Origin of the sequence: Micromonospora sp. NPDC047467, from assembly GCF_040643095.1 — a bacterium.
Classification (GTDB): domain Bacteria; phylum Actinomycetota; class Actinomycetes; order Mycobacteriales; family Micromonosporaceae; genus Micromonospora.
In genome coordinates this window covers 777,152-802,993 of the sequence record NZ_JBEYTO010000001.1, presented here as the reverse complement: position 1 = coordinate 802,993, position 25,842 = coordinate 777,152, and the positions used below count along the sequence as shown (strand labels likewise).

The window sequence follows — 25,842 nt, the reverse complement described above, 5'->3', positions numbered from 1 at the left end:
CCATGCGACACGCCATCGTCGGGCGGGACGAGGTGTTCGACCGGGCCTGGCAGCGACTGGGCCGACCGGGGCCGGTGCTGGTGGAGGGGCCGGCCGGCATCGGCAAGTCCGAACTCTGGCGGACGCTGGTCGCGCAGGCCGCGCAGGCGGGTTGGCTGGTGCTGAGCTGCGCGCCCACCGAGGCCGAGGCGGAGCTTCCGTACGCCGCCCTGGCCGACCTGCTGCGCCCGCTCGCCGACCGGGTCGCCGCGCTGCCCGAGCCGCAGCGGACCGCGGCCGAGGTCGTGCTCCTCGCCGGCGACGTCCACGAGGCCGTCGACGTACGGGTGGTCGGGGCGGCGACCCGCTCCCTGCTGGAAGCCGCAGCGCAGGACGGCCACCCGGCGACGCTGGTGGCCGTGGACGACGCGCCCTGGCTGGACCGGCCGAGCGAACGCGCGTTGCGGTACGCGCTGCGCCGCGTGGCGGGTCTGAGCGTGCTGGTGAGCCGCCGACGTGGCCGGGGCGACCCCGAGAGCGTGCCCCTCGGGCTCGACGATGGCCGCGACGGCAGCCGGCTCGACCGGGTGGAGCTGCCGCCACTCGACGTCGGCGCTCTGCACCACGTCCTGCGCGATCAGCTCGGCGTCACGCTCACCCGACCGATGCTGGTGCGGGTGGCGCGGGAGGCCGAGGGCAATCCACTGCTGACCATCGAGGTGGTCCGCGCCATGCAACGCCTGCCGCGCCACCCCTCGCCCGGCGACGACCTGCCGGTGGCGGCGTCCATGCACCACCTGCTCGCGGACGTGGTCGCCGGGCTGTCCCCCGCCAGCCGCGACGCGGTACGACTGGCCGCGCTGCTGACCGTGCCCACGCTGGTCGACCTGACAGCGGCGGGGGTGTCCGCCACCGCGCTGGACGCCCCCGAGGAGGCCGGGCTGATCGTCGTGACACCGACGGGCGTGCGGTTCACCCACCCGGTGCACGCCGCCGCCGTACGGGCCGGGATTCCGCCGGGGGTGCGCCGCCGACTGCACCGCAGGCTGGCCGACCTGGTGGCCGACCCGGACGAGCGGGCCCGGCACCTGGCACTGTGTACGACGGAACCGGACCCGGCGGTCGCGGACACCCTCGCCGCCGCTGCCGAGCGGTGGCACAGCCGTGGCGCGCCCGACCTCGCCGCCGACCTGCACGACCGCGCCGGCCAGCTCACCCCCGCCGACGACCAGGTACGGCTGGGCCGGCGGCGGCTCGCGGCGGCGCGCTGCCGGCTCGACAGCGGTGACCTCCCGGCGGCCCGGCAGGCGGCCGAGGCGGTCGCGGCCGACTTCCCCGGCGACGTACGGGCCGAGTCCCTGCTGCTGCGCGCCGTCGTCGCCTGGTCCAGCGGCGAGGCCGGCCAGGCGGCGGTGGAGTTCGGCACCCGGGCCCTGGCGGCGGCCCGACCCGACTCGGCCCTGGCCGGTCGCATCCACGCCCACCTGGCCGTCTTCAACGACCACACCGAGCCGGCACGGGCGCACGCCGAGGCCGCCGCCGCCCTCTTGGACGGTCGCGACGGCGAACACGATTTGCTCGCGGCCGCGCTGGTCCTGCTTTTCTTCCAGGAGGTACGCCTCGGCCGGGCACCGCGCACCGACCTGCTGGAACGGGCTCTCACCCTGGAGGGTGACGAACCGGCGTGGCTGGCGAGCACGGTGCCCGCGATCTGGTGGAAGTCGATGGACGACGCGGAGCGTGCCCGCAGTCGACTGCACCGGATGCTCGGGCGGGCGGAGGCACGCGGGGACGAGCCCCTGCAACACGAGTTGCTCACACACCTGGGCGAGGCCGAGTTGCTGGCCGGGCGGTGGGACGAGGCGGAACGGCACATCGCCGCCGCGCGGGACCTCGGTGACCAGCTCGGCAGCGGTCTGGTCGCCGAGACCTGGCTGGCCGCCCTGCTCGACGCCCATCGGGGCCGGCTGGACGAGGCGGCCCGGGTCGCCGAGTCCGGCCTGCGACTCGCCGAGGATCTGGACGACGACTGGTGCCGACGTATCCACCAGCAGTTGGCCGGGTTCGTGGCCCTGTCAGCCGGCCGGATGGCGGAGGCCGCCGCCGCCTACACCGCCCTGGCCGCCACGATCGACGCGCGGGGTCTGGTGGAGCCCCTCTCGATGCGCTTCGAGCCGGACTGGATCGAGGCGTGTGTCGGGGCCGGCGAACTCGACCGGGCGGGGGCGGTGCTGGAACGGCTGAACGCCCGACATCGCCGGCTGCCACGGCCCTGGACGACCCTGGGCGCCGCGCGGGCTCGCGTACTGCTGGACAGCGCCACCGGCCAGGACCCCGGCCCGGCGCTCGACGCGTTGGCGGCGGCGCGGGACGCCGTACCACCGGATGTGCTTCCGCTGGATCGCGCCCGCTGCCTGTTCGTGGCCGGGATGGCGCACCGGCGGTCCCGCCGGAAGCTGCCGGCCCGGCAGGCGCTGGAGACAGCGGTGGCGGAGTTCAGCGCGATCGGCGCGGCGGCGTTCGCCGAGCGCGCCCGGGCCGAACTGGCTCGCGTCGGCGGTCGCGCCCCGACACCACGGCACCTCACCCCCACCGAGGAGCGGGTGGCCCGGCTGGCGGCGCGCGGCAGGACCAACCGCGCCATCGCCGACGAGTTGTTCGTCAGCCCGAAGACCGTCGAGGCCAATCTCGCCCGGGTCTACCGCAAGCTCGGCATCTCCACTCGCGCCGAGCTGGGCGCGGCGATGACCAGGGCGGACTCGCAAGCATAGGGAAACGCCCGATTCCTCGCCGCCCGCCGGGACCTAGCGTCAGGTCATGGCCAACCACCTGTTCGTCCTGGAGCAGTACGACTGCTCCTCCGAGGCGGGCACGGCGGCGCCGCTGATCACCACTCCGGGCTGTCGGCTGGTCGCCGCCATCCGGTTGCCCACCGACGATGTCGTGATCGCGCTGGTCGAGGGCCCCGACGCGGAGGTGGTGGCCGCGGCCGCCGCCGACAGCGCGTGGCGGGTCGACCGGCTGATTCCGGCCCGGTGGATCCGTCCACCTCAGATCAGCTCCACCAACCCGGATCTCCCCCGACAGGTGAAGGAAGCATGACTGTGCGCCGACTGATCGCACCTCTGTGGTGCTCGCTGCTGCTGTTGCCGCTCGTCGCCTGCGGCCCCGACGACACCGGGAGCGCCGACCCCGCCGCCGGAGCCGGTGTCGGGGTCGACGCCGAGGGCGACGGCGACGGCGCCCTGCCCGACGCTCCACGGCCGGCGTGCCCGTTCAGCGCGGCCCAGGTCACCGACCTCGTCGGACAACCGATGGAGGACCAGGGCAACTGCCTGTTCGGCGACGGCAAGGGCGTCGCCTCGCTCACCATCACCGTCGCCTCGCCGCTCGCCGGTGAAAGCACCTACGCCTACCAGCGCCAGCAGGCCACCCAGATCTACCGGGAGGTGAAGGACGTCGACAAGGGCCGCAAGGCGTACCTCGCGGTGAAGGACATCGAAGGTGAGGCCGTCGTGGTCAGCGACAAGGGCAGCTACACCGTGATCCTCAGCAGCTTCCAGGCGATCAGTGCCAGCCCCGGCGGGTACGAGCCGACGCTGCGCAAGGTGCTCGACGCCCTCCCGCTGTGATGCACAGCCCCCGACCGGCCGACCCCGCGACAGGAAGTGGAGCCACGATGACTCACCTTGGAACCGGCAGGCGGCGGCGCGTTCAACTCCTGGCCGCCGCAGCCGCCGTGTCGACGCTCACCGCGCTCGGCGGCTGCGGGATGATCGGCGGCAAGGACGACGACGGCACCCCGGCGGCCGGCGCAGGGCAGAGCGGGGCCGCCACGCCCGAGGGCGACCCGGCCGCGCCGCCGTCGGCGGAGGCGCCGCCGGCCGCGGCGAAGGTCGACGCCTGCGCACTGGTCACGAAGGGCGACGCCGAGAAGCTGGCCGGCACCCCGCTGCAGGACCCGCTGGAGAAGCCGGAGGATCGGGACTCCTGCACCTACACCGGACCGGCGACCGGGCCGACCGCCCAAGTGGAGGTGTACGTCGGTGACGGCGCGAAGAAGTTCCTCGACATCGATCGCGAACTCGGGCACAAGCTGACCCCGATCAGTGGAGTGGGTGACGAGTCGTACGCCGAGGACGGCACGGTCTTCGTCAGCAAGGGCGGGGTGTGGGTCTGCGTCCGGTTGGTTCGCCTGGAGGATCCGGCCACCTACCGCGCGGCTCTGGAAACCGCGGCCCGCACGGTCGCCGGCCGCCTTTGAACGGCGAGGGAGGCGAGGTGGTGGCACGGGGATCGCGGCGTCGCCGGGCGGTGGCCGTGCTGCTCACGGTGACCCTGGTGCTTCTCGCCGCCTGCCAGCGGGGTGAGGCCGGCCCGAAACCGCCCCGCCCGCCGGCCGACGCCGCCGATGCGGACCAGCGGTACGGGGCGGCACCGGTGCCGGACCCGAAGGTGACCTACCAGCCCGACGTGGTGTTCGTGGGCGGCGGGGGCGGCTCGGTACGCGGGCTCTCCGAGGATGCGCTGACCTGGCGCATCGACCCCCAGGCCAGCGGAGCCGACAAGCTCGCCCGGGGGAAGGTCCTGTTCCTCACCGGGCGGGTGGTCGGGCGGGTGCTCGACGTCCGACGCGACGGCGACGACCTGGCGGTGGTCCTGGGGCCGGTGGACATCACCGACGTGATCCGTGACGGCACCTTCGCCAGTGACGGCCCGGTCTCCCTGGAGAAACCGGTCCGGTACGACGCGGGTACACCCTTCTGGGCCGAGTACGACGCGGCGGATGGCGGGGCGGGTGGCGGCGCGGCTGTGCCTGCGGCGTTGACGCCGCCCTCCTCGTCCGGGGTGCGACCGGTCGGCAGTGGTGTCGGCGTGTCCCCGGCGGTCCTCTCTGGCGTTCGGCGGATCGCCGGTTTCGACGTCACGTCGATCTGTTGCGTGAACGCGGTGGGCGCGCGGTTCAGCTATGACGGCGGCGGGATCCGCATCGTGGGCTTGGCGACATTGCTGATGAAGAGCCCGACGGCCCAGTTCTACCTCGAAATTCGCGGCGCCACGATCCGGAGGGCGGAGTTGCGGGTCAGCGGGATGGCCGGGCTGCGGATCGAGATCAAGGGGGCAACCGACAGGGGTCAGAACATCAACAAGCGCATCCCGATCCCGCTGGATTTCAGCGTGCCGGTGGGCAAGATCCTCGGGGTGCCGTTCTCCGTCACCGCCAACCAGGTCATCGGGATACAGACGGCCTTCAGCTCCAAGGAGGGCAACATCAAGGCGGCCGGCGAGTGGTCGCTGGAGGGCTCCGTCGGGTTCGGTTACGCCGACGGCGTGTTCGGTGTCACGAAGCCCTGGAACCTCACCGTCCACAACAGCATCACCGACTCGATCAGCGGACCGTCGGTTGGCGTGAACGGAATCATCATCTACTACCAGGCGGCGTTCCGGGCCGGCCTGGGTATGTTCGGTTTCACGGCCGGGTTGTACGCGATCGTCACCGCCTCTGCGGGGCTGACTGTCGGTTCCGCTCTGGGAGCGCCACTCGCGCTGTGCCGCAGCACCCAACTCGGCCTGTCCGTGGACTACGGCGTCGGTTACACAATCCCCGGCGGCCTGGCGAGGGTGATCAACAAGTTCCTGGACCTGTTCAACGCGGGGCCGATCGCGGCAAGTGCCGGCATCGGACAGGTCGACAACGTGTTCAACAAGCTGGACGTCCAGCCCGACAAGAAGATCTGCAAAGGCTGACCGGTGGCCGGTGCGGAGGACGAGCCTCCGCACCGGCCGGTGTCACGTCAGCCTCACGCGCAGGTCGCGCTCAGGTTGCCGGCGGTGCCGGTGCCCTGGAAGCCGAACTCGATGGTCTGCCCAGCGCCGACCTGACTGTTGTAGTCGACGTTCGTGAAGCGGACCGTGCCGCTGTTACCACTGCGGTTGGCGCTCCAGGCGTTGGTGACCGCGGCGCCCGACGGCAACGTGATAGTCGTCGCCCAGGAGTTGAGTGCCGAGGATCCCGCCGTCACCCGGACGTTGGCCACGAAACCGCCCGGCCACTGGTTCACCGACACCGTCGCGGTGCAGGAACCGGTGGGCGGCGGAGTGGTGGGCGGAGGCGTCGTGGGCGGCGCGGTGGTGGGCGGAGGAGTGGTCGGCGGCGCCGTGGTGGGCGGCGGCGTGGTGCCACCGGCGTTCAACGCGGCCAGGACCGCGTCGTACGCCGCCTTCTTCGCACCACCACTTGTGAACAGCAGCGGGCTCTGCTCGGAGCGCCACGAGTCGCTGTCGCGGATACCCCACACCGTGATCCCGTTGCAGCGGGGCACCGCGAGGCAGTCCTCGACCACAGCCCGGTACGTGTTCGCCGGCGCGTTCTGGATGTCCAGCTCGGTGATCTGCACGTCCACGCCGAGGGCGGCGAAGCTGGACAGGGTGGTGCGGTAGTTGCTCACGTACGGCGAGTCGTTGTTGAAGTGCGACTGGAGACCGACGCAGTCGATCGGCACGCCACGGGACTTGAAGTCGCGGACCATGTTGTAGACGGCCTGCGTCTTCGCGTGCGTCCAGTTGTCGGTGTTGTAGTCGTTGTAGCAGAGCTTCGCGCCCGGGTCGGCGGCGCGGGCGGCCCGGAACGCGGCCTCGATCCAGTCGTTTCCGGTGCGCTGCAGGTTCGAGTCACGCCGGGCACCCGAGCTGCCGTCGGCGAACGCCTCGTTCACCACGTCCCAGGCCGCGATCTTGCCCCGGTAGTACGTCGCCACCTGGGTGACGTGGTTGAGCATCGCCTGCCGCAGCGCGCTGCCACTCATGTTCTGCATCCAGCCCGGCTGCTGCGAATGCCACGCCAGGGTGTGACCCCGCACGCTCATCCCCTGGCTGCGGGCGTGGTTCACGATCCGATCGGCGTTGGTGAAGTTGAACTGCCCCTGCTGCGGCTCCGTCGCGTCGATCTTCATCTCGTTCTCGGGCGTCACCGAGTTGAACTCACGATTGAGGATCGTCGTGTAGGCGCCGTCGGAGAGCCGGTTGGCGGCCACCGCCGCTCCGAAGTACCGGCCCTTCTCGGCGGCGGACGCGCCCAACGTCGTCCCCGCGCTCGCCGTGCCGGGCAGGAACATCGCCATGCTGGCGGCGAGGGCAGCCGCGCCGGTCAGCGCGAGGGCGGCTTTCGTTGCCGCCCTCCATTTCGCGTTTCTCATCGTGCGACTCCGTTTCTGAACTGGTGGTGTGAAGGGGTGGTCAGGAGACCGAACAGGTCGCCCCGTTGAGGGCGAAGGACGCGGGCTTGCCGGTGCCGCCGCTGTGGGTGGCCTGGAAGCCGATCTCGACGGACGCGTTCGGCGCGATGCTGGCGTTGTAGGAGACGTTGCGGGCGGTCACCGCACCGTTGGTCGGGGAGTACTGCGCGTTCCAGCCGTTGGTGATGCTCTGGCCGGTGGGCAGCGTGAAGGTCAGCGCCCATCCGTTCACCGGGGCGGTCCCGGTGTTGGTGATGGTCACGCTGGCGGTGAGACCGGTGTTCCAGGCGTTGACCGTGTAACCGACCCGGCAGGCACCCGCCGTCGGCGGCGGGGTGGTCGGCTGTGGGGTGGTCGGCGGTGGCGTGGTCGGTGGCGGGGTGGTCGGCGGTGGGGTCGTCGGCGGTGGGGTCGTCGGTGGCGGGGTCGTCGGTGGCGGGGTCGTCGGTGGCGGCGTGGAGCCGTCCAGGCCGAAGAAGCGGATCACCTGCGCGGCGTCGACCGGCAGGTTGTGCGAGACGCCCTGCATGCTGATCGCCTCGACCGGCGCCATCGGGCCGCTGCTGCCGTACCGGGTGCGGGTGTAACCGGACTGCGGCGAGTCGGTGTACGTGGGGGTCTGGCTCAGCCCGTGCACGTTGGTCCACTGCTTGACCTGCTCACCGAAGTTCGGGTAGCGCAGCGTCTCGTCGTTGGTGCCGTGCCAGATCTGCATGCGTGGCCGCTGGCCGGTGTAACCGGGGTACGCCCCGCGGACGAGGTCCCCCCACTGCTGTGCCGTCCTGATGAGCTGGCCGTTGGCACACTCGCTGTTCCACTCCGAGCTGCCGCCGGTGGCGAAGCAGCTGAAGGGCACCCCGGCGAAGGACGCACCCGCCGCGAACACGTCCGGGTAGTCGCCCAGCATGACGTTGGTCATCATCGCTCCGGACGAGGTGCCGGTGGCGAAGATCCGGGCCGGGTCGACAGCGTACCGCTGCCGCACGTAGTCGACCATCGACATGAGCCCGACCGGGTCGCTGCCCCCGCCTCGGCGCAGCGCCTGCGGCGAGGCCACGTCCCAGCAGCGGCTGCTGCGGGTCGCCGACGGGTAGATCACGATGAACCCGTACCGGTCGGCGAGGGACGCGTACTGGGTGCCGGAGTGGAACGCCGGGCCCGTTCCTGTGCAGTAGTGCAGGGCGAGCAGGACCGCCGGTCGGGCGGCAACCCGGTCGGGGACGTACAGGTGCATCTGAAGATTGGTGGGGTTGGTGCCGAAGCCGGTCACCTGGGTGAGCGTCGCCGCCGACGCGGGTGCGGCGAATGCCAGCGCGGCTGCGGCCAGTGTCACGACCGCCATGACGACGCCAAGCATCCTTGTCTTCAGTGTCATCGTTCGCGATTCCCTCGGGAGCATGGCGCATGGAAGGGGGTGAGTCGAGGACTGCCCTTCGCCCGACCGTGACCGCGGCTCGCGTGACCAACGTCAGCTTCAATCGAGCGCACTCGATTGTCAAGTCTTCCGGAAACCTTTCGGCGCAACGGATTGCGGGCGACCTGCACACCAGGGCAGGCGCACGACGCCACTCACCGCCGACCTGCGGCGGGCTATTATCGGGACGTTCCCGATAAGCACATCGCGCCTCTCCCCGCCCTCGCGCCACCCCCCTGCGGCGTCCACACCCGACCCGTGGGCACGAAGGAGATCGAGTGAAGATCGTCGATGCCCGGGTCATCGTGACCAGTCCGGGCCGAAACTTCGTCACCCTCAAGATCGTCACGGACGAGGGCGTCACCGGCGTCGGGGACGCCACCCTCAACGGTCGGGAGTTGGCCGTCGCGTCGTACCTGCGCGACCACGTGGCGCCGCTGCTGATCGGCCGGGATCCGGCGCGGATCGAGGACACCTGGCAGTACCTGTACCAGGGGGCGTACTGGCGGCGCGGGCCGGTCACGATGAGCGCGATCGCGGCGGTGGACACCGCCCTGTGGGACATCAAGGGCAAGGTCGCCGGCCTCCCGGTCTACCAACTGCTCGGTGGCCGGTCCCGCGAGGGCGTCACGGTGTACGGGCACGCCAACGGCGAGTCCGTCGAGGAGGTGCTGGTGGAGGTCGCCCGCTACCACGACCTCGGCTACCGGGCGGTGCGGGTGCAGTGCGGCGTGCCCGGCCTACCCCAGACGTACGGGGTCAGCGCCGACAAGCTCTTCTACGAGCCGGCCGACGCGGCGCTGCCCAGCGAGGCCACCTGGTCCACCGCCCGCTACCTGGCGCACGTGCCGACGGTGTTCGCCCGTGTCCGCGACGAGTTCGGCCCCACCCTGCGGCTGCTGCACGACGTGCACCACCGGCTCACCCCGATCGAGGCGGCCCGACTCGGCCGCAGCCTGGAGCCGTACGCGCTGACCTGGATGGAGGACCCGGTCCCCGCCGACCTCCAGGAGGGCTTCCGGCTGATCCGGCAGCACACCACCACCCCGATCGCCGTGGGCGAGGTCTTCAACAGCATCTTCGACGCCGCCTCGCTCATCCGCGAACAGCTCATCGACTACATCCGGGCCACCGTCGTGCACGCCGGCGGGATCACACACCTGCGCCGCATCTTCGACCTCGCGGCGCTGCACCACGTGCGCAGCGGCTCGCACGGCGCCACCGACCTCTCACCGGTCTGCATGGCCGCCGCGCTCCAACTCGACATCTCGATCCCCAACTTCGGTCTGCAGGAATACATGCGGCACACCGCCGAGACCGACGAGGTGTTCCCCCACGGGTACCACTACGCCGACGGCTACCTGCACCCCGCCGAGACTCCCGGCCTCGGGGTGGACATCGACGAGGAGGCGGCGGCCCGGTACCCGTACACCCCGGCGTACCTGCCGGTGAACCGCCTGGAGGACGGCACGGTGCACCCCTGGTGAGCGCGGGCAGGGGGGTCAGTAGATGCGCCGCCCCCGCGCGTCCGGCACCCCGGACTTGCGCAGGAAGTACGCGTTGATCTGATCCCGCCACTCGGTGGCCGAACGCACCTGCTCGTCGAGGCGCTCGGCCACCCGCACGTACACGGCCGGGTCGATCATCCCGTTCAACGTCTGCCACCGCCGCCGCATCGCCTCCACCTCCTCGACTCCCGCGAAGTGGGTGTCGTAGATGTGCTGGATGACGGTGGACCCGCTGTGCAGGACGTGCCCGTACGGGACGTGGTGGAAGAAGAGCAGCAGCTCGTCCGGGCACCGCTCGGGCGACTCGTACACGTCCGCCCAGTACGGCGGGTACTGGCCGGCGAAGCCGGTGCCCGTCGCGCGGCTGCGGTCCACGCCGACGCCGTCGCGGTCGGCGAAGTGGTAGGTGCCCCACCGCGAGTACTCGTACCCGTCGACGTCGGGCCCGTAGTGGTCACCCGGGTGGACCATGAAGCCGACGCCCAGCGGGGCGGTGTACCGCTCGTAGGTGCGCCAGGAGCCGTCCATGATCTCGTGCAGCGTCCGCCGCACCGGCTCCGGATCGGCGGTCGCCGACGGCGGGAAGGTCAGCGTGATCCACTCGTCGAGGACGGCCCGAGGATCCAGCCGGGGATCCCAGGCGAGCCGACCGAACGTGTACAGGTTGGCCTGTGCCAGCGGGTGCCCGGTCCAGAACGGGTCGTCGCCGGTGTTGGCAACGGCGACCAGGCCGCCGCCCTCCCCCGCCTCCCCGATGGCCACGTCGGCGATCGTCCGCCCGTCGGGGCCCCAGGGCGCGAACCGCAACACCTCGCTCCACCACGGGCCGAGATGGCAGACGTGCCGCTGCTGACCCGTGTACTCCTGCGTGACCTGCACCTCCACGGCGAGCCGGGTGGCGGGCATCGCGGCGAGCACCGGAGAGACCGGCTCGCGCACCTGGAAATCCACCGGGCCGAACTTCACCTGCACGACCACGTTGGTACGGAACCGCCCGTCGAGCGGCGTGAAATGGTCGTACGCGGCTCGCGCCCGATCGGTGGACCGGTCCCGCCAGTCCTGGTGGTGGTTGTAGACGAACGCCCGCCAGTGCACCACTCCCCCGTGCGGGGCGAGGGCCTCGGCGAGCAGGTTCGCCCCGTCGGCGTGGTCCCGGCCGTAGGTGAACGGGCCGGGTTGCCCCTCGGAGTCCGCCTTCACCAGGTAGCCGCCGAAATCCGGGATGCGCTCGTACACCCCCCGGGTGGTGTCGGCCCACCACGCCCGCACCGCCTCGTCGGCCGGGTCGGCGGTGGTCAGACCGCCGAGGACCACCGGCGCGGCGAAGGTGACCGACAGGTGCACCCGGATGCCGTACGGGCGCAGGACGTCCGCGATCTCGGCGACGTCACCGATCCGGTCGGTGAGCAGCCGCGCCTCCGTCCGCCCCACGTTGACGTTGTTCACCGAGATCGCGTTGACCCCGCTGGCCGCCAGCAGCCGCCCGTACGCCCGGATCCGGGACAGGTCGCCGCGCGGAAGGCCGTCACGCCAGAAGATCGAGCCGCCGGCGTACCCCCGTTCGACCTGGCCCATCACCGGGTGCACGACCACGTTGTCCCAGTGGTTCAGCATCCGGCGGCGCAGTGCGGGCCGGTGCAGCTCCGGCGGGCGGGCCGGGTCGAAGGCAGCCGCGCAGAGCCGGACCACGTGGAACAGCCCGTACAGCAGGCCGGCGGGCGCGTCGGCCAGCACGACCGTCACGTCACCGGCCCGCGCCAGCAGGAACCCCTCGTCGCCGAGCGTCCGGCCGTCCTCGGTCAGCGCCGCCTCGCCCGCCGCCCGCGCCCCCTGCGCCGTCGAGCTGGGCAGCTCGCCCGCGCCGCGCAGCGTCAGCACCAGATCGACGTCCACGTCCCAGGACGGGGAGTGCCACATCCGTCCGCCGTAGCGGGCGCAGGCGCGGGCCACCTCGTCGAGGACGGTGTCGACGAGCGGCCCGTCGCCGTGCACGAGGACGCGGCGCGCGCCGAGCGACCGGAACGCCTCCGGTGGCAGCCAGGCGGCGTGCACGCGGGGTTCCCCGACGTCCAGCGGGTCCGCCACGAACATCGACTCCTCCAGCTTTACGGACTCCGGTGCGCTCACGGGGTGAACTCCTTGCGGATCAGCCGGACCATCGGATCGCCGACCCGCAGGAACGCCAGGACCGCGATCGAACCGAGCATCGCCAGGACCACCTCGGAGAGGACCGCGGTGATCCCGGCCGCCGCGGCCAGCAGCAGGGCGTTGCCGACGGTGACACCGGGCGTACGCACGAGGAAGTGCACGGCCAGCCGGAGCACGTCGCGGGTGCGGAAGTCGAACAGCGAGGTGACGACCAGGGCGTTGGCCGCGCAGAGCGTCACCCCCACCGCGATCAGGAGCAGCGGCACGGCCCACCACGTCGCGAGGCCGGCCGCGTCGCGGTAGGCGAGGTTTACGGCGAGCACGGTCAGCCACAGCAGCGTCGGCACCCAGACGCGCAGCACGCCGGACAGGTTGGCCCGGTACCCGCGCCAGAACAGGGCGGCGGGCCGCAGGTCGGTCAGGTCGGGGCGCTGGTGCCGCAGGGCGTACAGGGCGGCCGAGATCGCGGGGCCGACCGGCAGCAGGAGGACCGCGACCAGCGGCAGGTTGCTGGGGTCGCGGCCCAGCAGCAGCAACGGGAGCAGGCCGGGCAGGGTGGTGAGCAGGAGCAGCAGCTCGACGACGAGCAGGACGTAGACGCGGGAGGTGATCCGCGACAGTGGCCCGTCGCCGAACTGTCGCCAGGCGTGGGCGGTGCTCACCGCTGCTCCGCCCGGCCGGCGGCGACCGGCAGCGCGCAGCGCCGCCCGGCGTCGGTGGGCCGGCCGGTGGCCTGGTCGGGAACGGTGATGGGCATCGCTGTCCTCTGGTCGTCCTGGCCGGCGGCGGGCGGAGCACGCGCACCGCGCCGGCCGGTGGTCGCCGGGAAGTCCGGTCGGGCCGCGATCAGCCGCCCGACCGGGCTCCCCGCTGATCAGCCGTTGCTCTTCTGGAACCGTTCGTACGCCTTGTTGACCATGTCGATGTACTGGTCGGAGTTCTTGGCCTTCAGCTCGGCCACGTACGCGTCCCACTCGGTGAGGGGCCGTTGGCCCAGGGCGAACTTGAGCGTGTTCTGGGTGACGAAGTCCTTCAGCGGGGTCTCCCAGAGCGACACCTGCTCGCGCTCCTCGTCGGTCAACGGGGCGGGCGGCGGCACCAGCCTCGGGGTGCGGGCGTCCATCACCTTCTGGAACTCCAACTCCTCCGGGGAGAAGAACCCGCGGACCAGGTCCGGGGAACCGCCGTAGGCGAAGACGCCGTTCTGGAAGCCGAAGTCCTTCTGCAGGTGCTTGGGCGCGTTCGGGTTGAGGCCGAGGAAGTCGACGCCGGGGTTGAGCGAGCGCTTCCCGGACGCGTCCTTGGTGAAGGTCGTGCCCTCGATGCCCCAGCGCGCGAACTCCAGGCCGGCGTCCGAGTACCACAGCCAGTCGATGAACTGCATCATGGCGACGAAGTTCTTGCTCTCCCGGGCCTTCGTGGAGATCATGACGCCGTTCTCCAACCGGGGGAAGGGGTTGACCTCGCCGGCCGGGCCGATCGGCAGCGGGATCTTGGCCATCTTCGCGTTCGGCAGGGTCTTGGCCAGGTCGGGGCGGTGGTTGTTGACAAGGGTCTGCGCGTTGCCGGTGACTACGAAGGACTTGCCGTTGGCCAGCTTCTGGCGTGCCTGGTCGTCGGTCTGGGTGAAGCTCTCCGGGTCGAGCAGTCCCTCGGCGACGAGCTTGTGCAGGAAGGTGACCATCTGCTTGTACTGCTCGGACGCGCCGGTGTAGTTGAACTTCTTCGCCGCCGGGTCCCAGGTGGCGTGCTGGTAGTCCCAGCCAGCCTGGGTGCCGTGGGCCGAGCCGAGGATGTTCAGCAGGGCGCCGGTGGGGTTGGGCTTGCTGAAGAGGTCGGAGTACGGATAGACGTTCGGGTACTTCGCCTTCATCGCCTTGAGCACGGCGTACAGGTCGTCCCAGGTCTTCGGGGTCGGCAGGTTGAGCTCCTGCATGATGTCGGTGCGCACCAGCACCGTGTAGTCCTGCGTGGGCTTCTCGTGCAGGCCGGGCAGCAGGTAGAACTTACCGTCGGACTGCCGCAGGTTGTCGATCTCCGGCTTGAGGTTCCACTTGGCGATCTTGTCCTTGAGGTTGGGCATCAGGTCCAGGTAGTCGCTCACCGGGAGGATCGCCCCGGAGGACACGAACGCGTTCTCCTGCGGGTGGTACGTCTTCGGAATGATCAGCGGGGCGTCCCCGGCGCCGATCAGCAGGCTGCGCTTCTGCTCGTAGTCACTGAGCGGGACCGCCACCGGCTCGATCGTGACGTTGGTCCGCTTGGTCAACTCGGACCAGAACGGCCAGTCGTCCTTGAGCGGATAGAACGTGTGGTTGTTGTAGAGGGTCGAGAAGGAGAGCGCCTCGGTGGCCTTGAACTGGTCGCCGACACCATAGTTGGCCATCGCGCCGGCCCGGTTCTCCGAGAGGTCCGACGACTCGGCGGGATCCTCGGAACAGGCGGTGGTCAGGCTGAGCGCGAGCAGACCCGCGGTGGCTAACGCCACGCGGCGCCACGTCTGGTGGAGCATGGCTGGTCCTTTCGGTGGGGGGGTGGGGGTGGAGCGCTGCGACGTGCGTGGCTCAGCCCTTGACCGCGCCGAGCATCACGCCACGGACGAAGTACCGCTGGACGAAGGGATAGACCGCCAGGATCGGCAGGGTCGTGAGCACGATCGTCACGGCCTGGAGCGTGGCCGCGGCCTGGACCTTGTCCGCGTCGGCGGCGGCCGACTCGGCGCTGGTGGCGCCCGCGATCAGGTTGCGCAGGTACACGGTGACCGGGAGCAGGTCCTGCCGGTCGATGTAGAGGAACGCGGTGAACCACGAGTTCCAGAAGGCGACCGCGTAGAAGAGCACCATCGTGGCGATGATCGCCTTCGACAGGGGCAGCACGATGCGCAGCAGGATGCCGTACGTGTTCAGCCCGTCGACCGCCGCGGCCTCCTCCAACTCGGTCGGCAGGCTCTCGAAGAACGCCTTCATCACCAGCAGGTTGAACACGCTGATGGCGTTGGGGATCACGATGGCCCAGATGGTGTTCTTCATCCCCAGGCTGGTGACCAGCACGTAGTTGGGGATCAGACCGCCGGAGAAGAACATGGTGAACAGCGCGACGCCGACGAGGACGGCGCGCCCCTTGAGCTGCGGCTTCGACAGCACGTACGCGTAGCAGGTGGTCAGGACGATCGAGATGATCGTGGCGACGACCGTGTAGACGACGGTGTTGCGGTAGTTCGTCCAGAACATCGCGTCGGACATCACCAGCTTGTACGAGGTCAGGTCGAACCCGCGCGGGACCAGGTTCACCTTCCCGGCGATGATGTACGCCTCCTCGCTGAGCGAGCGGGCCACGATGGTGAGGAACGGGTAGAGCGTCACGATCACCACGCCGGTCAGGACGACCGTGTTGACGATCCGGAAGATCCGGTAGCCCCGGCTGTCCACCGGCCCGCGCGTCGTCGGGGCGTCCGCCTTCGTACCGAGGGTCACCACAGGCTCGTCCCCACCGTGCGACGGGAGATGAGGTTCGCCGACAGGACCAGGACCAGCCCGATCACGGCCTCGAAGAGACCGATCGCGGCGGCGTAACTGAAGTTGCTGGACTGGAAGCCCATCCGGAACAGGTACGTGGAGAGCACGTCCGCCGTCGGGTAGGTCAGCGGGTTGTAGAGCAGCAGGATCTTCTCGAACCCGACCGCCATGAAGCTGCCGATGTTGAGGATCAGCAGGGTCACCATCGTCGGCCGGATCCCGGGCAGCGTCACGTGCCAGGTCTGCCGCAGCCGGTTGGCACCGTCGATCCGCGCGGCCTCGTAGAGGTCCTCGTCGATCGTGGTGAGGGCCGCGAGGTAGAGGATGGTGCCCCAGCCGACGGTCTGCCAGACCTCGGACGAGACGTAGATGGTGCGGAACCACTCGGGCTGTTGCAGGAACGCCACCGCATCGCCGCCGAACAGCCGGACGAGTTGGTTGGCGGTGCCGTCGATCGAGGTCAGCTGCATGACCATCGCCGCCACGATCACGATCGACAGGAAGTGCGGCAGGTAGGACACCGACTGGACGAACCGCTTGAACCGCCGGGCACGCACCTCGTTGAGTAGCAGCGCCAACACGATCGGCAGTGGGAAGCAGAACAGCAGGGTCAGCGTCCCGAGCACCAGCGTGTTGGTGAAGACCTCCCAGAACGTCGGGTCGGTGAGGAACATCCGGAAGTACCGCAGCCCGACCCAGTACTCACCGAAGATGCTGCCGCCCGGCTTGAACCGGCGGAACGCGATGACGTTCCCGATCATCGGCAGGTACCGGAAGACCAGGAAGAACAGCAGCGGCAGGACGGCGAGCGAGTAGAGCTGCCAGTCCCGGCGCAACGCCTGCCGCCAGGTTCGGCGACGTCGCGGAGCACGCGGGGCGGGCGCGGGGGCCGCCGCCGGAGCGGGAGGCGGCGCTGGCGGCGGCCGTAACGTCCCGGAGGTCATCCTCGGACTCCTATGCGGACTGCGGGACGGCCAGAAGGTGCTCGATCCGCACTGCCGTGAGCAGCTCCCGCTCGTGGCCCACCTGGCGTTCCTCGCCGGTCAGCCGTAACGCGAGGGCGGCCACCGTGTCACCGCTGGAGCGGCCGAACCGCAGCTCGACCGCGCCGGGCTCGACGATGCGCCGGCCAGCCCGCCCGGTGAACGACGCGACATCGGCCGGTACGCCGAACGTCACGTCGGCCGCCCCGCCGGGCTCCAACGGCACCCGGGCGTAGCCGACGAGCCGCGTCACCGGCCGGGTCGTCTGCGCGACGGGGTCGTGCAGGTAGAGCTGCACCACCTCGGTGCCGGGCCGGGAACCGGTGTTGCGGACGGTGACGCGTACCCGCGCCTCGCCGTCGACCGGCCAGGCGACCGGCTCGGCCGCGTCGTCGTACACGTCGTCCGCCGGCCTGACGACGGCCGCGCCGGACCAGTCGAAGGTCGTGTAGCTCAGCCCGTGGCCGAACGGGTACGCGGGCGTCGGGTCGATCGAGGAGACCTTGTTGCGGCGCCCCAGCGGTGGCGCCAGGTAGGTGCCCGGCAGGCCGCCCGCGTCGCGGGGCACGCTGACCGGAAGCCGCCCGGACGGGTTCACCGCTCCGGTGAGCACCTCGGCGAGCGCCTGCCCGCCACGTTGTCCGAGGAAGAACCCCTGCACCACGGCCGCCGCCGCGTCGAACTCCGGGCCGAGCGCGTACGGCCTGCCAGTCATCAGCACCAGCACGACCGGGGTGCCGGTGGCCAGGACGGCCCGGACCAGGTCGGCCTGCACCCCGGGCAGCGCCAGGTCGACGGCGTCGCAGCCCTCCCCGGAGGTGCCCCGACCGAACATGCCCGCCCGGTCGCCGACGGCGAGCACGCACACGTCGGCGGCCACCGCCGCGGCGACCGCGGCGGGAATGCCCGAGGTGTCCTCGCCGGTGATGGCGCAGCCGGGCTCGAAGCTGAGGTGCGGGACGTGTCGGGCCAGCTCGTCGCGGAGCGAGGGGATGTCCACGCCGAGGCCGTACTCGCTGTGGTTGACGCCGACGTGGTTGGGGAAGGTGTAGCAGCCGAGCATGGCCATCGGGTCGTCGGCGAGCGGGCCGACGAGGGCCACCCGACCACCGGCGGGCAGCGGCAGCACGCCGGTGTTGCGCAGCAGCACGATGGCCTCCCGGGCCAGTCGTACGGCGACGTCCTGGCTGGCCTCGTCGTCGAGTCGCAGGCTCGCCACGTCGTCGGGCAGCTCCCGCCAACCGTCGTCGAGCAGACCGATCTCGATCTTCTGGATGAGCACCCGCCGCACCGCCCGGTCGATCAGCGCCTCGTCGACCTCACCGGCGCGGACCGCCGCCAGCAGCGGGGCGCCGAACGCGTCCACGGTGGGCAGCTCGATGTCGATCCCGGCCCGCAGGGCGAGGCCGGCGGCGTCGGCGGGGCGCTCGGCCACCCCGTGCAGGGTCTGCAGGAAACGCACGGCGAAGTAGTCGGCGACCACGGTGCCGGTGAAGCCCCACTCGTCACGCAGGAGCCCGGTCAGCAGTTCCTCGTCGGCGGCGATGGGCAGACCGTCGATCTCGGCGTAGGAGTTCATCACCGAGCGGGCGCCGCCGAGCCGCAGGGCCATCTCGAACGGTGGCAGGATCACGTCGGCCAGCTCCCGGTGGCCCATCGGCACCGGCGCGAGGTTGCGCCCTCCCCGGGAGGCGGAGTATCCGGCGAAATGCTTCAGCGTGGCCACCACGCCGGTGCCCTCCAGGCCCCGCACGTACGCCGCGCCGGTCGTCCCCACCAGGTACGGGTCCTCGCCGATGGTCTCCTCGGTGCGTCCCCAGCGGTAGTCGCGGGTGACGTCCAGGACCGGGGCGAGCCCCTGGTGCACGCCTGCGGCGCGCATCGACTGGCCGATCCGTGTGGCCATCTCCTCGACCAGTTTCGGGTCGAACGAGGCGCCCCAGCTCAGCGGGGTCGGGTAGACGGTGGCCCGCCAGGCCGCGAAGCCGGTGAGGCACTCCTCGTGCACCTGCGCCGGGATGCCGAACCGGCTGGCGGCCACGATCTGCGCCTGGGACGCGGCAAGCGACCGGGCGCCGAGCACCGGGTCGACAGGTGCGGTGCCGAACGGCCGGGTGAGCTGGCCCAACCCGTGCCGGATGACGGTGCTCCACGGCGGCAGCTCGTCGAGCATGTCGGCCTGGTGCGGGGCGACGCCCTCACCGGATGCGTCGGCGCCCACCCAGACCCCGACGAGCTGGGCGAGCTTCTCCTCCAGCGACATCAGCGGCAACAGCGCCTCGGCCCGTTCGACCGGCGACAGCCGCGCGTCACGCCACGGTGTGGCGTCGTGGGACGCCGGTGCGCCGTCGACGGGCACGTCGTTTCTCATGCCGAGACCCCTTAGCTCCGGCCACATCCCGCACCCTCGCGGGATCGGTTCGTGACGGGTGACCGCGATCCGAAACTTTCCGGAAACCCGCGTAACCTTTTCGGCAACCTAAGTGCACCGCCTAAGCCTGTCAAGAGTTTCGATGTGACGATGGATCCCCCGCTACCCAGCCGGTTGAGCCGACCAGCACGATCCTCGATCCGAGAGGTGGGCCAGTGGCAGAGATCGAGCAACCCGAATCTCATGCGTCGGCCGGCCCAATCGATCGTGTTATGGTCTTCCGAAATTTTCGGACGCTGTAGAGGCTGCGATGACAGAGCACCGCCCGCTCGACCCACCCGCCTCCACCATCGCGACGATCGCCAACGACGTGGGCGTGTCGGTCGCGACGGTGTCCAAGGTCCTCAACGGACGCGAGGATGTCGCCCCCGCCACCAGGGCCCGGGTCGAGGCGAGTCTCGACCGCCACCAGTACCAGCGCCGCAACCGGCGGCCGTCGACCGGCCAGCGCCGGATCGATCTGGTGTTCCACGAGTTCGACACCGGCTGGGCGCTGGAGATTCTGCGCGGGGCCGAGGCGGTGACCGCCGCCGCCGGGATCGGCCTCGCCGTGTCCCAACTCGGCGGCGCACACCGACCGCCGTCGCGGTGGCTGGACACGCTGCTCGCCGATCGCCCCCTGGGCGTGCTGCTCGTGCTCTGCCACCTGACCGACAGCCAGCAGCAGCAGCTGCGGCGGCAGGGCATCCCGTTCGTCGTCGTCGACACCGACAGCGCGACCTCCGCCTCGGTGCCCACCGTCGGCTCGAACAACTTCAACGGCGGCCTGCTGGCCGCCCGGCACCTGCTGGAGCTGGGCCATCGACGGATCGCCGTCATCTCCGGGCCAACCGACATGCTGTGCAGCCGGGCCCGCGCCGCCGGTTTCCACTCCGCCCACGAGGAGGCCGGGGTCGCCGTCGACCGCGAACTGGTCAGCTACGGCAGCTTCTCCGCGCATGCCGGGCACGCCCACGGCCTGCGGCTGCTGAGCCGACCGGACCGACCCACGGCGATCTTCGCCGGCTCGGACATCCAGGCCATGGGGGTGCTCCGGGCCGCCCGCAAGTGCGGCCTGCGAGTGCCCGAGGACCTCTCGGTCATCGGGTACGACAACCTGCCTGTCTCGGCCTGGACCGACCCCGCGCTGACCACGATCAACCAGCCGCTGGGCGACATGGCCGGCATCGCCACCCAGATGCTGCTCGACCTGGCCAACGGCAACGAGCCGGCGACCAGCCGGATCGACCTGGTGACCGAGCTGGTCGTACGGGAGAGCACCGCCCCGCCCGCCCACCCGCGCTGACCTGCGAGGAGCCATGCCCGAGCCCGCCCCCGCCCTGGACGAGTTGCGGCGCTACGCGCCAACCGTCGTCGAGCCTGACGACTTCGACCGGTTCTGGCGCGACACCCTCGCCGAGGCGTCCGCCCGTCCGGCGCTCGTGGACGTTCGCCCGGAACCCACCGACCTGCGCCTGCTCGACACGTGGGACGTCACGTTCGCCGGCTACGGAGGTGACCCGGTGCGGGCCTGGTACACGCGCCCGGCGGGCATTGCGGACCCGCTGCCCACCGTTGTCGAGTACGCCGGCTACGGGCGTGGCCGGGGCCTGCCACACGAGCGGCTGACCTGGCCGGTCGCCGGGTACGCCCACCTGCTGATGGACAACCGGGGGCAGGCCGGGCAGTACGGCGCCGGTGACACCACCGACCCGCACGGCGCACCCGGCGGCCCCTGGCCCGCCACCTGGGGAATCCTCGACCCGCACGACTACCACTACCGACGCCTGATCACCGACGCGGTCCGGGCCGTCGACGCGGTTCGCGCGCTGCCCGGAGTCGACGGAGGCCGGATCGCCGTGGTCGGCAACAGTCAGGGCGGCGGCCTGGCCCTGGCGGTGGCGGGTCTCGTCGGCGACCTCGCGGCGGTGCTGACCACCGCCCCGTTCCTCTGCGACGTGCAGCGGGCCATCGCGCTCAGCGACGCCTCGCCGTACGGGGAGATCGCCCGCTACCTGTCGGTGCACCGGGAGGCCGAGGAAGCCGTGCGGCACACGTTGTCCTATGTCGACGGGGTGAGCTTCGCTCGCCGGGCCACGGCTCCGGCCCACTTCGGCATCGGCCTGCGCGACACCGTCTGCCCGCCGAGCACCGGCTTCGCCGCCTACCACCAGTACGGCGCCGCGACCGGCCGGCCCGCACCGCCGGAGCGGGAGATGCACGTCTACCCGTTCAACGGTCACGAGGGCGGTGAGGCCGTCCACGTCCGACGGCAGCTGCGCTGGCTGGCGTCGACGCTCGAACCGGCCGTGACACAGCCATAGTGCAATGTCGATCGATTGCCCTTGTTAGCGATAACACGCTATCGTGCGTCCGACGGGGTGCAGGGCACACTCCCGTCGCGGTCCATCGATCCGTCGCAGCCGGCCCGTCGATGACCAGCGGCACAGGCAGCGTCGACCACCAGTGCTGACGTCCGGGCTCCTGGCCGTCCTGCCAGCTGATCCACGCGTACCGCGAAATGGTGGCGCCGTCGCGGCGCCGCCCTGCTGGCGCACGCTCCCCCACCACCGGAGGAAGCCCTCATGAGCAGTCCCTACCTCGACCACCCGGTTCCCCCCGCACCCGCGACCACCGCCGCGACACCGAGGCCCCGACGGGCTCGCCTGTGGTGGGCGGCCCTGGCGGCCGTCGCGGCCGTGGCCGCCGCCGTCCCGGTGGCGACCATGCCCGCCAGCGCCGAATCCAACGGCGGGGTACGCGTGATGCCGCTGGGCGATTCGATCACCGACGGCTTCAACGTCGCCGGCGGATACCGCATCGAACTCTGGCAGCGGTTCACGACCGGCGGATACCGGATCGACTTCGTCGGCTCCCAGTTCAACGGCCCGGCCAGCCTCGGCGACCACGACCACGAGGGGCACTCCGGCTGGACCATCGCCCAGATCGACGCCAACGTCGTCAACTGGCTACGGGCGACGACCCCCCGGACGGTGCTGCTGCACATCGGCACCAACGACATGTACGGCGACACCTCCGGTGCTCCGGGCCGGCTTGCCGCACTCGTCGACAAGATCACCAACACCGCCCCGAACGCGGACGTGTTCGTCGCGACGATCGTGCCGAAATCCGGTGCGGACAACCAGGTCCGGGCATACAACGCCGCGATCCCCGGGATCGTGCAGACCCGGGCCGCCGCCGGCAAACGCGTCCACCTGGTCGACATGTACCGCGCCCTGACGTTGAGCGATCTCGCCGACGGCGTCCACCCCAACGCCACGGGCTACCGCAAGATGGCCGTCGCCTGGTACGACGCGCTCCGCTCGGTGCCCGGCAGCATCGGCGGCGACACACCGCCGACGACGCCTCCGCCCACCACCGTCCCGCCGACGACTCCCCCGCCGAGCACGCCGCCGCCGGCCGGTGTGTGCCGGGTCGCGTACACGGTCAACGCCTGGAACAACGGCCTCACCGCGTCGATCTCGGTGACCAACACGGGCAGCGCCCCGGTCAACGGGTGGGCGCTGGCGTTCACGCTGCCGAGCGGCCAGGCCATCACCGGCGGATGGAACGCCACGTACTCGCCGTCGAGCGGGGCGGTGACCGCCCGCAACGTCTCCTACAACGGCACGATCACTCCGAGCACGACGGTCGACATCGGCTTCCAGGCCACCCACACCGGCAACTCCGGCAGGCCGTCCGCCTTCACCCTCAACGGCGCCGCCTGCGCCGTCGCCTGACGATCCCGTCGCGGTGCCGGGCAGCAACGGGCTGCCCGGTGCCGCGTCCAGCTCACAGGATCGCCAGCCGACTCGTGATGAACTCCAACGCGGATGGCACGTCGACGTCCACCCCCATCTCGACGGTCGGCGGGCCGTGCAGGCCGCGCAGGTCCACCAGAGTGTTGCCACGGCTCGGCCCGGTTGTGGTGTCCACCTCGACGTACGCCGGGTCGGCGGTGACCAGGCCGGGCCGGATCGCCTCCGCCATCGCCAGCGGGTCGTGCAGCGGTACGACGTCCATTCCGTGGTCCCGCCGATACGCCGAGAGGTAGTACTCGAGCGCGTCCGCGCAGAGAGCGGCCACTCTGCCGGCCGCGCGGAGCCGGTGCAGGTCGTCCGGACCGTAGGCGGTGCGGTACGTGACGTCCAGACCGACCAGCGTGGTCGGCACCGGCCGGGGTAGCCCCGGCTCGGTGAGCACTCGGTAGGCGGCCTCCGGGTCGGCCCAGATGTTGAACTCGGCGGCCGGCGTTCGGTTGCCGGCGCCGATCGAGCCGCCCATGACCACCAGCCGGGCCAACCGCGATGCCACGTCGGGGTGCACCGCGAACAGGTGCGCCACGTTGGTCAGGGGTCCGGTCGCGACCAGCGTCACCGGTTCCGTGGCGGCCCGTACCGTCTCGACGATCAATTCCAGCGCGGTGGCCTCGATCGGACCGACGCCGGAGGTCGGCAGCGTGATGCCGCCCAGCCCGCTGTCTCCGTGCACCGACGCGGCGCGGTCGCTCAATGAGCGCAGATACGGTCGGTCCGCCCCGCGGGCCACCGGGATGTCGGCCCGGCCGGCCAGCGCGAGCACATCCAACGCGTTGCGGGTGGTGGTGTCGATTCCGACGTTGCCGCCGACGGTGGTGACCCCGACAAGTTCCACCTCCGGGCTGGCCACCGCCGTAAGGATGGCCACCATATCGTCGATGCCGGGGTCACAGTCGAGCAGCACGGGGCGCGTCACGCGCAGGACACTATCGCTTCGATCATGAGCTGCCGGCGCAGGTTCATCTGACCCGTCGGCAGGGGCAGGGACACGTCGCATCGTGTTGACCGCTGGGGCGGCCCGCCCGAAGCTGGGTGCCCTTGCGGCGGCGCGAGTACACCATCACCGACGGCGACCAGCGATGAGCCAGGTTCGCCCACGACCTACGGAGCTAGAGTCCTGATCATGGAGATCCTGCGGTACGCCGCGTTCACCGCCGATCCAACCGGTGGCAACCCGGCTGGTGTGGTCCTGGATGCCACCGGGCTCGACGACGCGGAGATGCAGCGGGTGGCGGCCCAGGTCGGGTACTCCGAAACGGCGTTCATCGTGCCTGGCCGCGATGGGCACTTCACGGTGCGCTATTTCAGCCCGAAGGCAGAGGTCCCCTTCTGCGGCCACGCGACCATCGCGTCGGCAGTTGCCTATGCCGAGCGGCACGGTCCGGGAGCCTTGCGTTTGGACACCCGCGCCGGCCTGGTCGAGGTCTCCACCGAGGTGCGGGCGGACGGGGCCACCACCGCCACGCTGATCAGCGTCGAACCGCAGAGCAGACCCATCGCCCCCGGCGACCTTGCGGCGCTGCTCGACGCGCTGCGTTGGGAGCTGGACGACCTCGACGCGACGCTGCCGCCGCGGGTCGCGTTCGCCGGAGCATGGCATCCCATCGTGGCCGCCGCGAGCCGGCAACGCCTGGCCAACCTGGACTACGACATGGCGGCGTTGGGCAGCCTGATGGCCCAGCGCGACTGGACGACCATCGACCTGGTCTACCGCGAGTCCCCGCTGGTGTTCCATGCGCGCAACCCGTTCCCACCCGGTGGTGTTGTCGAGGACGCCGCGACAGGTGCGGCCGCCGCGGCGTTGGGTGGCTATCTGCGCGAGCTGCACCTGGTGACACCGCCCGCGACGGTCACCGTGCGGCAGGGCCAGGACATGGGCCGTCCAAGCCTTCTCACGGTAGGGATCCCCGCCGAAGCCGGAAGCGGGATCGCGGTGACCGGCACCGCCGTTGCCCTTCCTGACGTCCTGGCGAGCGGGGTCTGACCTAGGTTTCACCGCCCGGTCTGGGTCAGCCTGGAGCGAGGAGGCAGAACTCGTTGCCCTCCGGGTCGGCGAGGACCGTCCACGGCACGTCCAGGTCGATGGCGGTGGCGCCGAGAGCCCGCAGCCTGGCCGCCTCGACCTCCACGTCGCCACCCGGGTACGGGCGGACATCGAGGTGGACACGGTTCCACACGGTCTTCACCTCGCGCGTGCGGATGAACTCCAGATATGGGCCGACGCCCGCGGCGGAGCGCAGCACCGCCTTGTCGTCGGTCACCTCGTGCAGGGTCCAGTCCATCGCGCTGCCCCAGAAGCGGGCCATGACTCGCGGGTCCACGCAGTCGACCACCACCGCGGCGATCGGTCCGGTGTCCCGGTAGAGCGGTCGGGGGTCCAGCACGCAGAACTCGTTGCCCTCCGGATCGGCCATGACCGTCCACGGCACGTCGCCCTGGCCCACGTCGGTGGGTGTCGCGCCGAGATCCCTCAGGCGCGCGACCACCTCCGCCTGATGGGCCACCGAGGTGGTGGCGAGGTCGACGTGTACGCGGTTCTTCACCGTCTTGGGTTCCGGGGAGAGGACGAGGTCGAGGCAGACAGCGACGGGGTCGGGGTAGACGAAGCCCTCGGGTTCGAGGTTGGTCACGCCGGGTCCCTCACTGGAAACGTCCCAGCCGAGCACCTCCGCCCAGAAACCGCCGAGCGCGGAGTCGTCCCGAGCCTTCATGTTGATCTGAACGAGCCGCGTTGCCATGCCGACGATCTTAACGGCAGCCCGGCACGTCACAGGATCAGCCGTACCGATCTCGACATGGGCGGACGTTGCCGACAGCTCCCGCGTCCGGGAG

20 protein-coding genes are annotated in these 25,842 nt (G+C 71.1%); 10 read left to right on the top strand and 10 right to left on the bottom strand.

All coding sequences use genetic code 11. The features are described from left to right. Positions 1-2: 2 nt before the first annotated feature. Genes ABZ780_RS03330 through ABZ780_RS03310 form a run of 5 tightly spaced genes read left to right on the top strand, consistent with a single transcriptional unit; the run spans position 3 to position 5,727 of the window. Complete coding sequence (locus tag ABZ780_RS03330) at positions 3-2,750, top strand: AAA family ATPase (RefSeq protein ID WP_357483697.1); 2,748 nt, start codon at positions 3-5, stop codon at positions 2,748-2,750. 46 nt (positions 2,751-2,796) lie between these two features. Then, positions 2,797-3,081, top strand: a complete 285-nt coding sequence (locus ABZ780_RS03325; protein WP_357000063.1) for a hypothetical protein — start codon at positions 2,797-2,799, stop codon at positions 3,079-3,081. Next, entirely contained in the window at positions 3,078-3,611 is a 534-nt protein-coding gene (locus tag ABZ780_RS03320) for a hypothetical protein (protein WP_357000061.1), read from the top strand. Before ABZ780_RS03325 ends, ABZ780_RS03320 begins: the two co-directional genes overlap by 4 nt. A gap of 47 nt (positions 3,612-3,658) precedes the next feature. After that, positions 3,659-4,243, top strand: coding sequence for a hypothetical protein (locus ABZ780_RS03315; protein ID WP_357483695.1), 585 nt, complete (start codon positions 3,659-3,661; stop codon positions 4,241-4,243). A gap of 20 nt (positions 4,244-4,263) precedes the next feature. Further along, entirely contained in the window at positions 4,264-5,727 is a 1,464-nt protein-coding gene (locus tag ABZ780_RS03310; RefSeq protein WP_357483692.1) for a hypothetical protein, read from the top strand. Between the two features lie 53 nt (positions 5,728-5,780). On the opposite strand, the gene ABZ780_RS03305 is transcribed toward ABZ780_RS03310, so the two are convergent. Beyond that, on the bottom strand, positions 5,781-7,175 hold the full coding sequence (locus ABZ780_RS03305) for an endo-1,4-beta-xylanase (RefSeq protein ID WP_357483689.1): 1,395 nt from the start codon (positions 7,173-7,175) through the stop codon (positions 5,781-5,783). Between the two features lie 40 nt (positions 7,176-7,215). After that, on the bottom strand, positions 7,216-8,589 hold the full coding sequence (locus ABZ780_RS03300; protein WP_357483686.1) for a PHB depolymerase family esterase: 1,374 nt from the start codon (positions 8,587-8,589) through the stop codon (positions 7,216-7,218). A 317-nt stretch (positions 8,590-8,906) separates the two neighbouring features. Here ABZ780_RS03300 and manD point away from each other — a divergent pair, with 317 nt between their 5' ends. After that, positions 8,907-10,115 (top strand): D-mannonate dehydratase ManD, encoded by a 1,209-nt coding sequence (gene manD, locus ABZ780_RS03295; protein WP_357000049.1) that lies wholly within the window; start codon positions 8,907-8,909, stop codon positions 10,113-10,115. A gap of 15 nt (positions 10,116-10,130) precedes the next feature. Here manD and ABZ780_RS03290 read toward each other — a convergent pair whose 3' ends face one another. From ABZ780_RS03290 to ABZ780_RS03265, 6 genes are all read right to left on the bottom strand, one after another. Further along, positions 10,131-12,263, bottom strand: a complete 2,133-nt coding sequence (locus ABZ780_RS03290) for an alpha-glucuronidase (RefSeq protein ID WP_357483683.1) — start codon at positions 12,261-12,263, stop codon at positions 10,131-10,133. Next, complete coding sequence (locus ABZ780_RS03285; RefSeq protein WP_357483681.1) at positions 12,260-12,946, bottom strand: DUF624 domain-containing protein; 687 nt, start codon at positions 12,944-12,946, stop codon at positions 12,260-12,262. The genes ABZ780_RS03290 and ABZ780_RS03285 overlap by 4 nt, the downstream gene beginning before the upstream one ends. 212 nt (positions 12,947-13,158) lie before the next feature. Further along, on the bottom strand, positions 13,159-14,796 hold the full coding sequence (locus ABZ780_RS03280) for an extracellular solute-binding protein (protein ID WP_357483678.1): 1,638 nt from the start codon (positions 14,794-14,796) through the stop codon (positions 13,159-13,161). Between the two features lie 52 nt (positions 14,797-14,848). Next, a complete protein-coding gene (locus ABZ780_RS03275) occupies positions 14,849-15,757 on the bottom strand; it encodes a carbohydrate ABC transporter permease (protein WP_357483675.1) in 909 nt (302 codons plus the stop codon). Beyond that, positions 15,754-16,743, bottom strand: a complete 990-nt coding sequence (locus ABZ780_RS03270) for an ABC transporter permease subunit (protein ID WP_357000037.1) — start codon at positions 16,741-16,743, stop codon at positions 15,754-15,756. Before ABZ780_RS03270 ends, ABZ780_RS03275 begins: the two co-directional genes overlap by 4 nt. A gap of 10 nt (positions 16,744-16,753) precedes the next feature. Then, the gene (locus tag ABZ780_RS03265) at positions 16,754-19,153 is read right to left on the bottom strand and encodes a glycoside hydrolase family 3 N-terminal domain-containing protein (RefSeq protein ID WP_357483672.1); all 2,400 of its coding nucleotides are present in this window, start codon (positions 19,151-19,153) and stop codon (positions 16,754-16,756) included. 310 nt (positions 19,154-19,463) lie between these two features. Here ABZ780_RS03265 and ABZ780_RS03260 point away from each other — a divergent pair, with 310 nt between their 5' ends. The 3 genes from ABZ780_RS03260 to ABZ780_RS03250 all read left to right on the top strand — a co-directional run bounded on the left by ABZ780_RS03260 (position 19,464) and on the right by ABZ780_RS03250 (position 22,932). Beyond that, positions 19,464-20,498, top strand: coding sequence for a LacI family DNA-binding transcriptional regulator (locus ABZ780_RS03260; protein ID WP_357000032.1), 1,035 nt, complete (start codon positions 19,464-19,466; stop codon positions 20,496-20,498). 13 nt (positions 20,499-20,511) lie between these two features. Beyond that, complete coding sequence (locus ABZ780_RS03255; protein ID WP_357483669.1) at positions 20,512-21,516, top strand: acetylxylan esterase; 1,005 nt, start codon at positions 20,512-20,514, stop codon at positions 21,514-21,516. 261 nt (positions 21,517-21,777) lie between these two features. Beyond that, positions 21,778-22,932 carry a cellulose binding domain-containing protein gene (locus ABZ780_RS03250; protein WP_357483667.1) on the top strand — a complete coding sequence of 385 codons (1,155 nt, stop codon included), beginning with the start codon at positions 21,778-21,780 and terminating at the stop codon, positions 22,930-22,932. 52 nt (positions 22,933-22,984) lie between these two features. Here ABZ780_RS03250 and ABZ780_RS03245 read toward each other — a convergent pair whose 3' ends face one another. Next, positions 22,985-23,926: a nucleoside hydrolase gene (locus ABZ780_RS03245; protein ID WP_357483664.1), complete on the bottom strand. Its 942-nt coding sequence runs from the start codon at positions 23,924-23,926 to the stop codon at positions 22,985-22,987. A gap of 207 nt (positions 23,927-24,133) precedes the next feature. Between ABZ780_RS03245 and ABZ780_RS03240 the strand changes: the two genes are divergently transcribed. Beyond that, on the top strand, positions 24,134-24,994 hold the full coding sequence (locus tag ABZ780_RS03240; RefSeq protein WP_357483660.1) for a PhzF family phenazine biosynthesis isomerase: 861 nt from the start codon (positions 24,134-24,136) through the stop codon (positions 24,992-24,994). A gap of 25 nt (positions 24,995-25,019) precedes the next feature. Here the strand turns inward: ABZ780_RS03240 and ABZ780_RS03235 are convergent, their stop codons facing one another. Further along, the gene (locus ABZ780_RS03235) at positions 25,020-25,748 is read right to left on the bottom strand and encodes a VOC family protein (RefSeq protein WP_357483657.1); all 729 of its coding nucleotides are present in this window, start codon (positions 25,746-25,748) and stop codon (positions 25,020-25,022) included. Between the last annotated feature and the right edge of the window lie 94 nt (positions 25,749-25,842).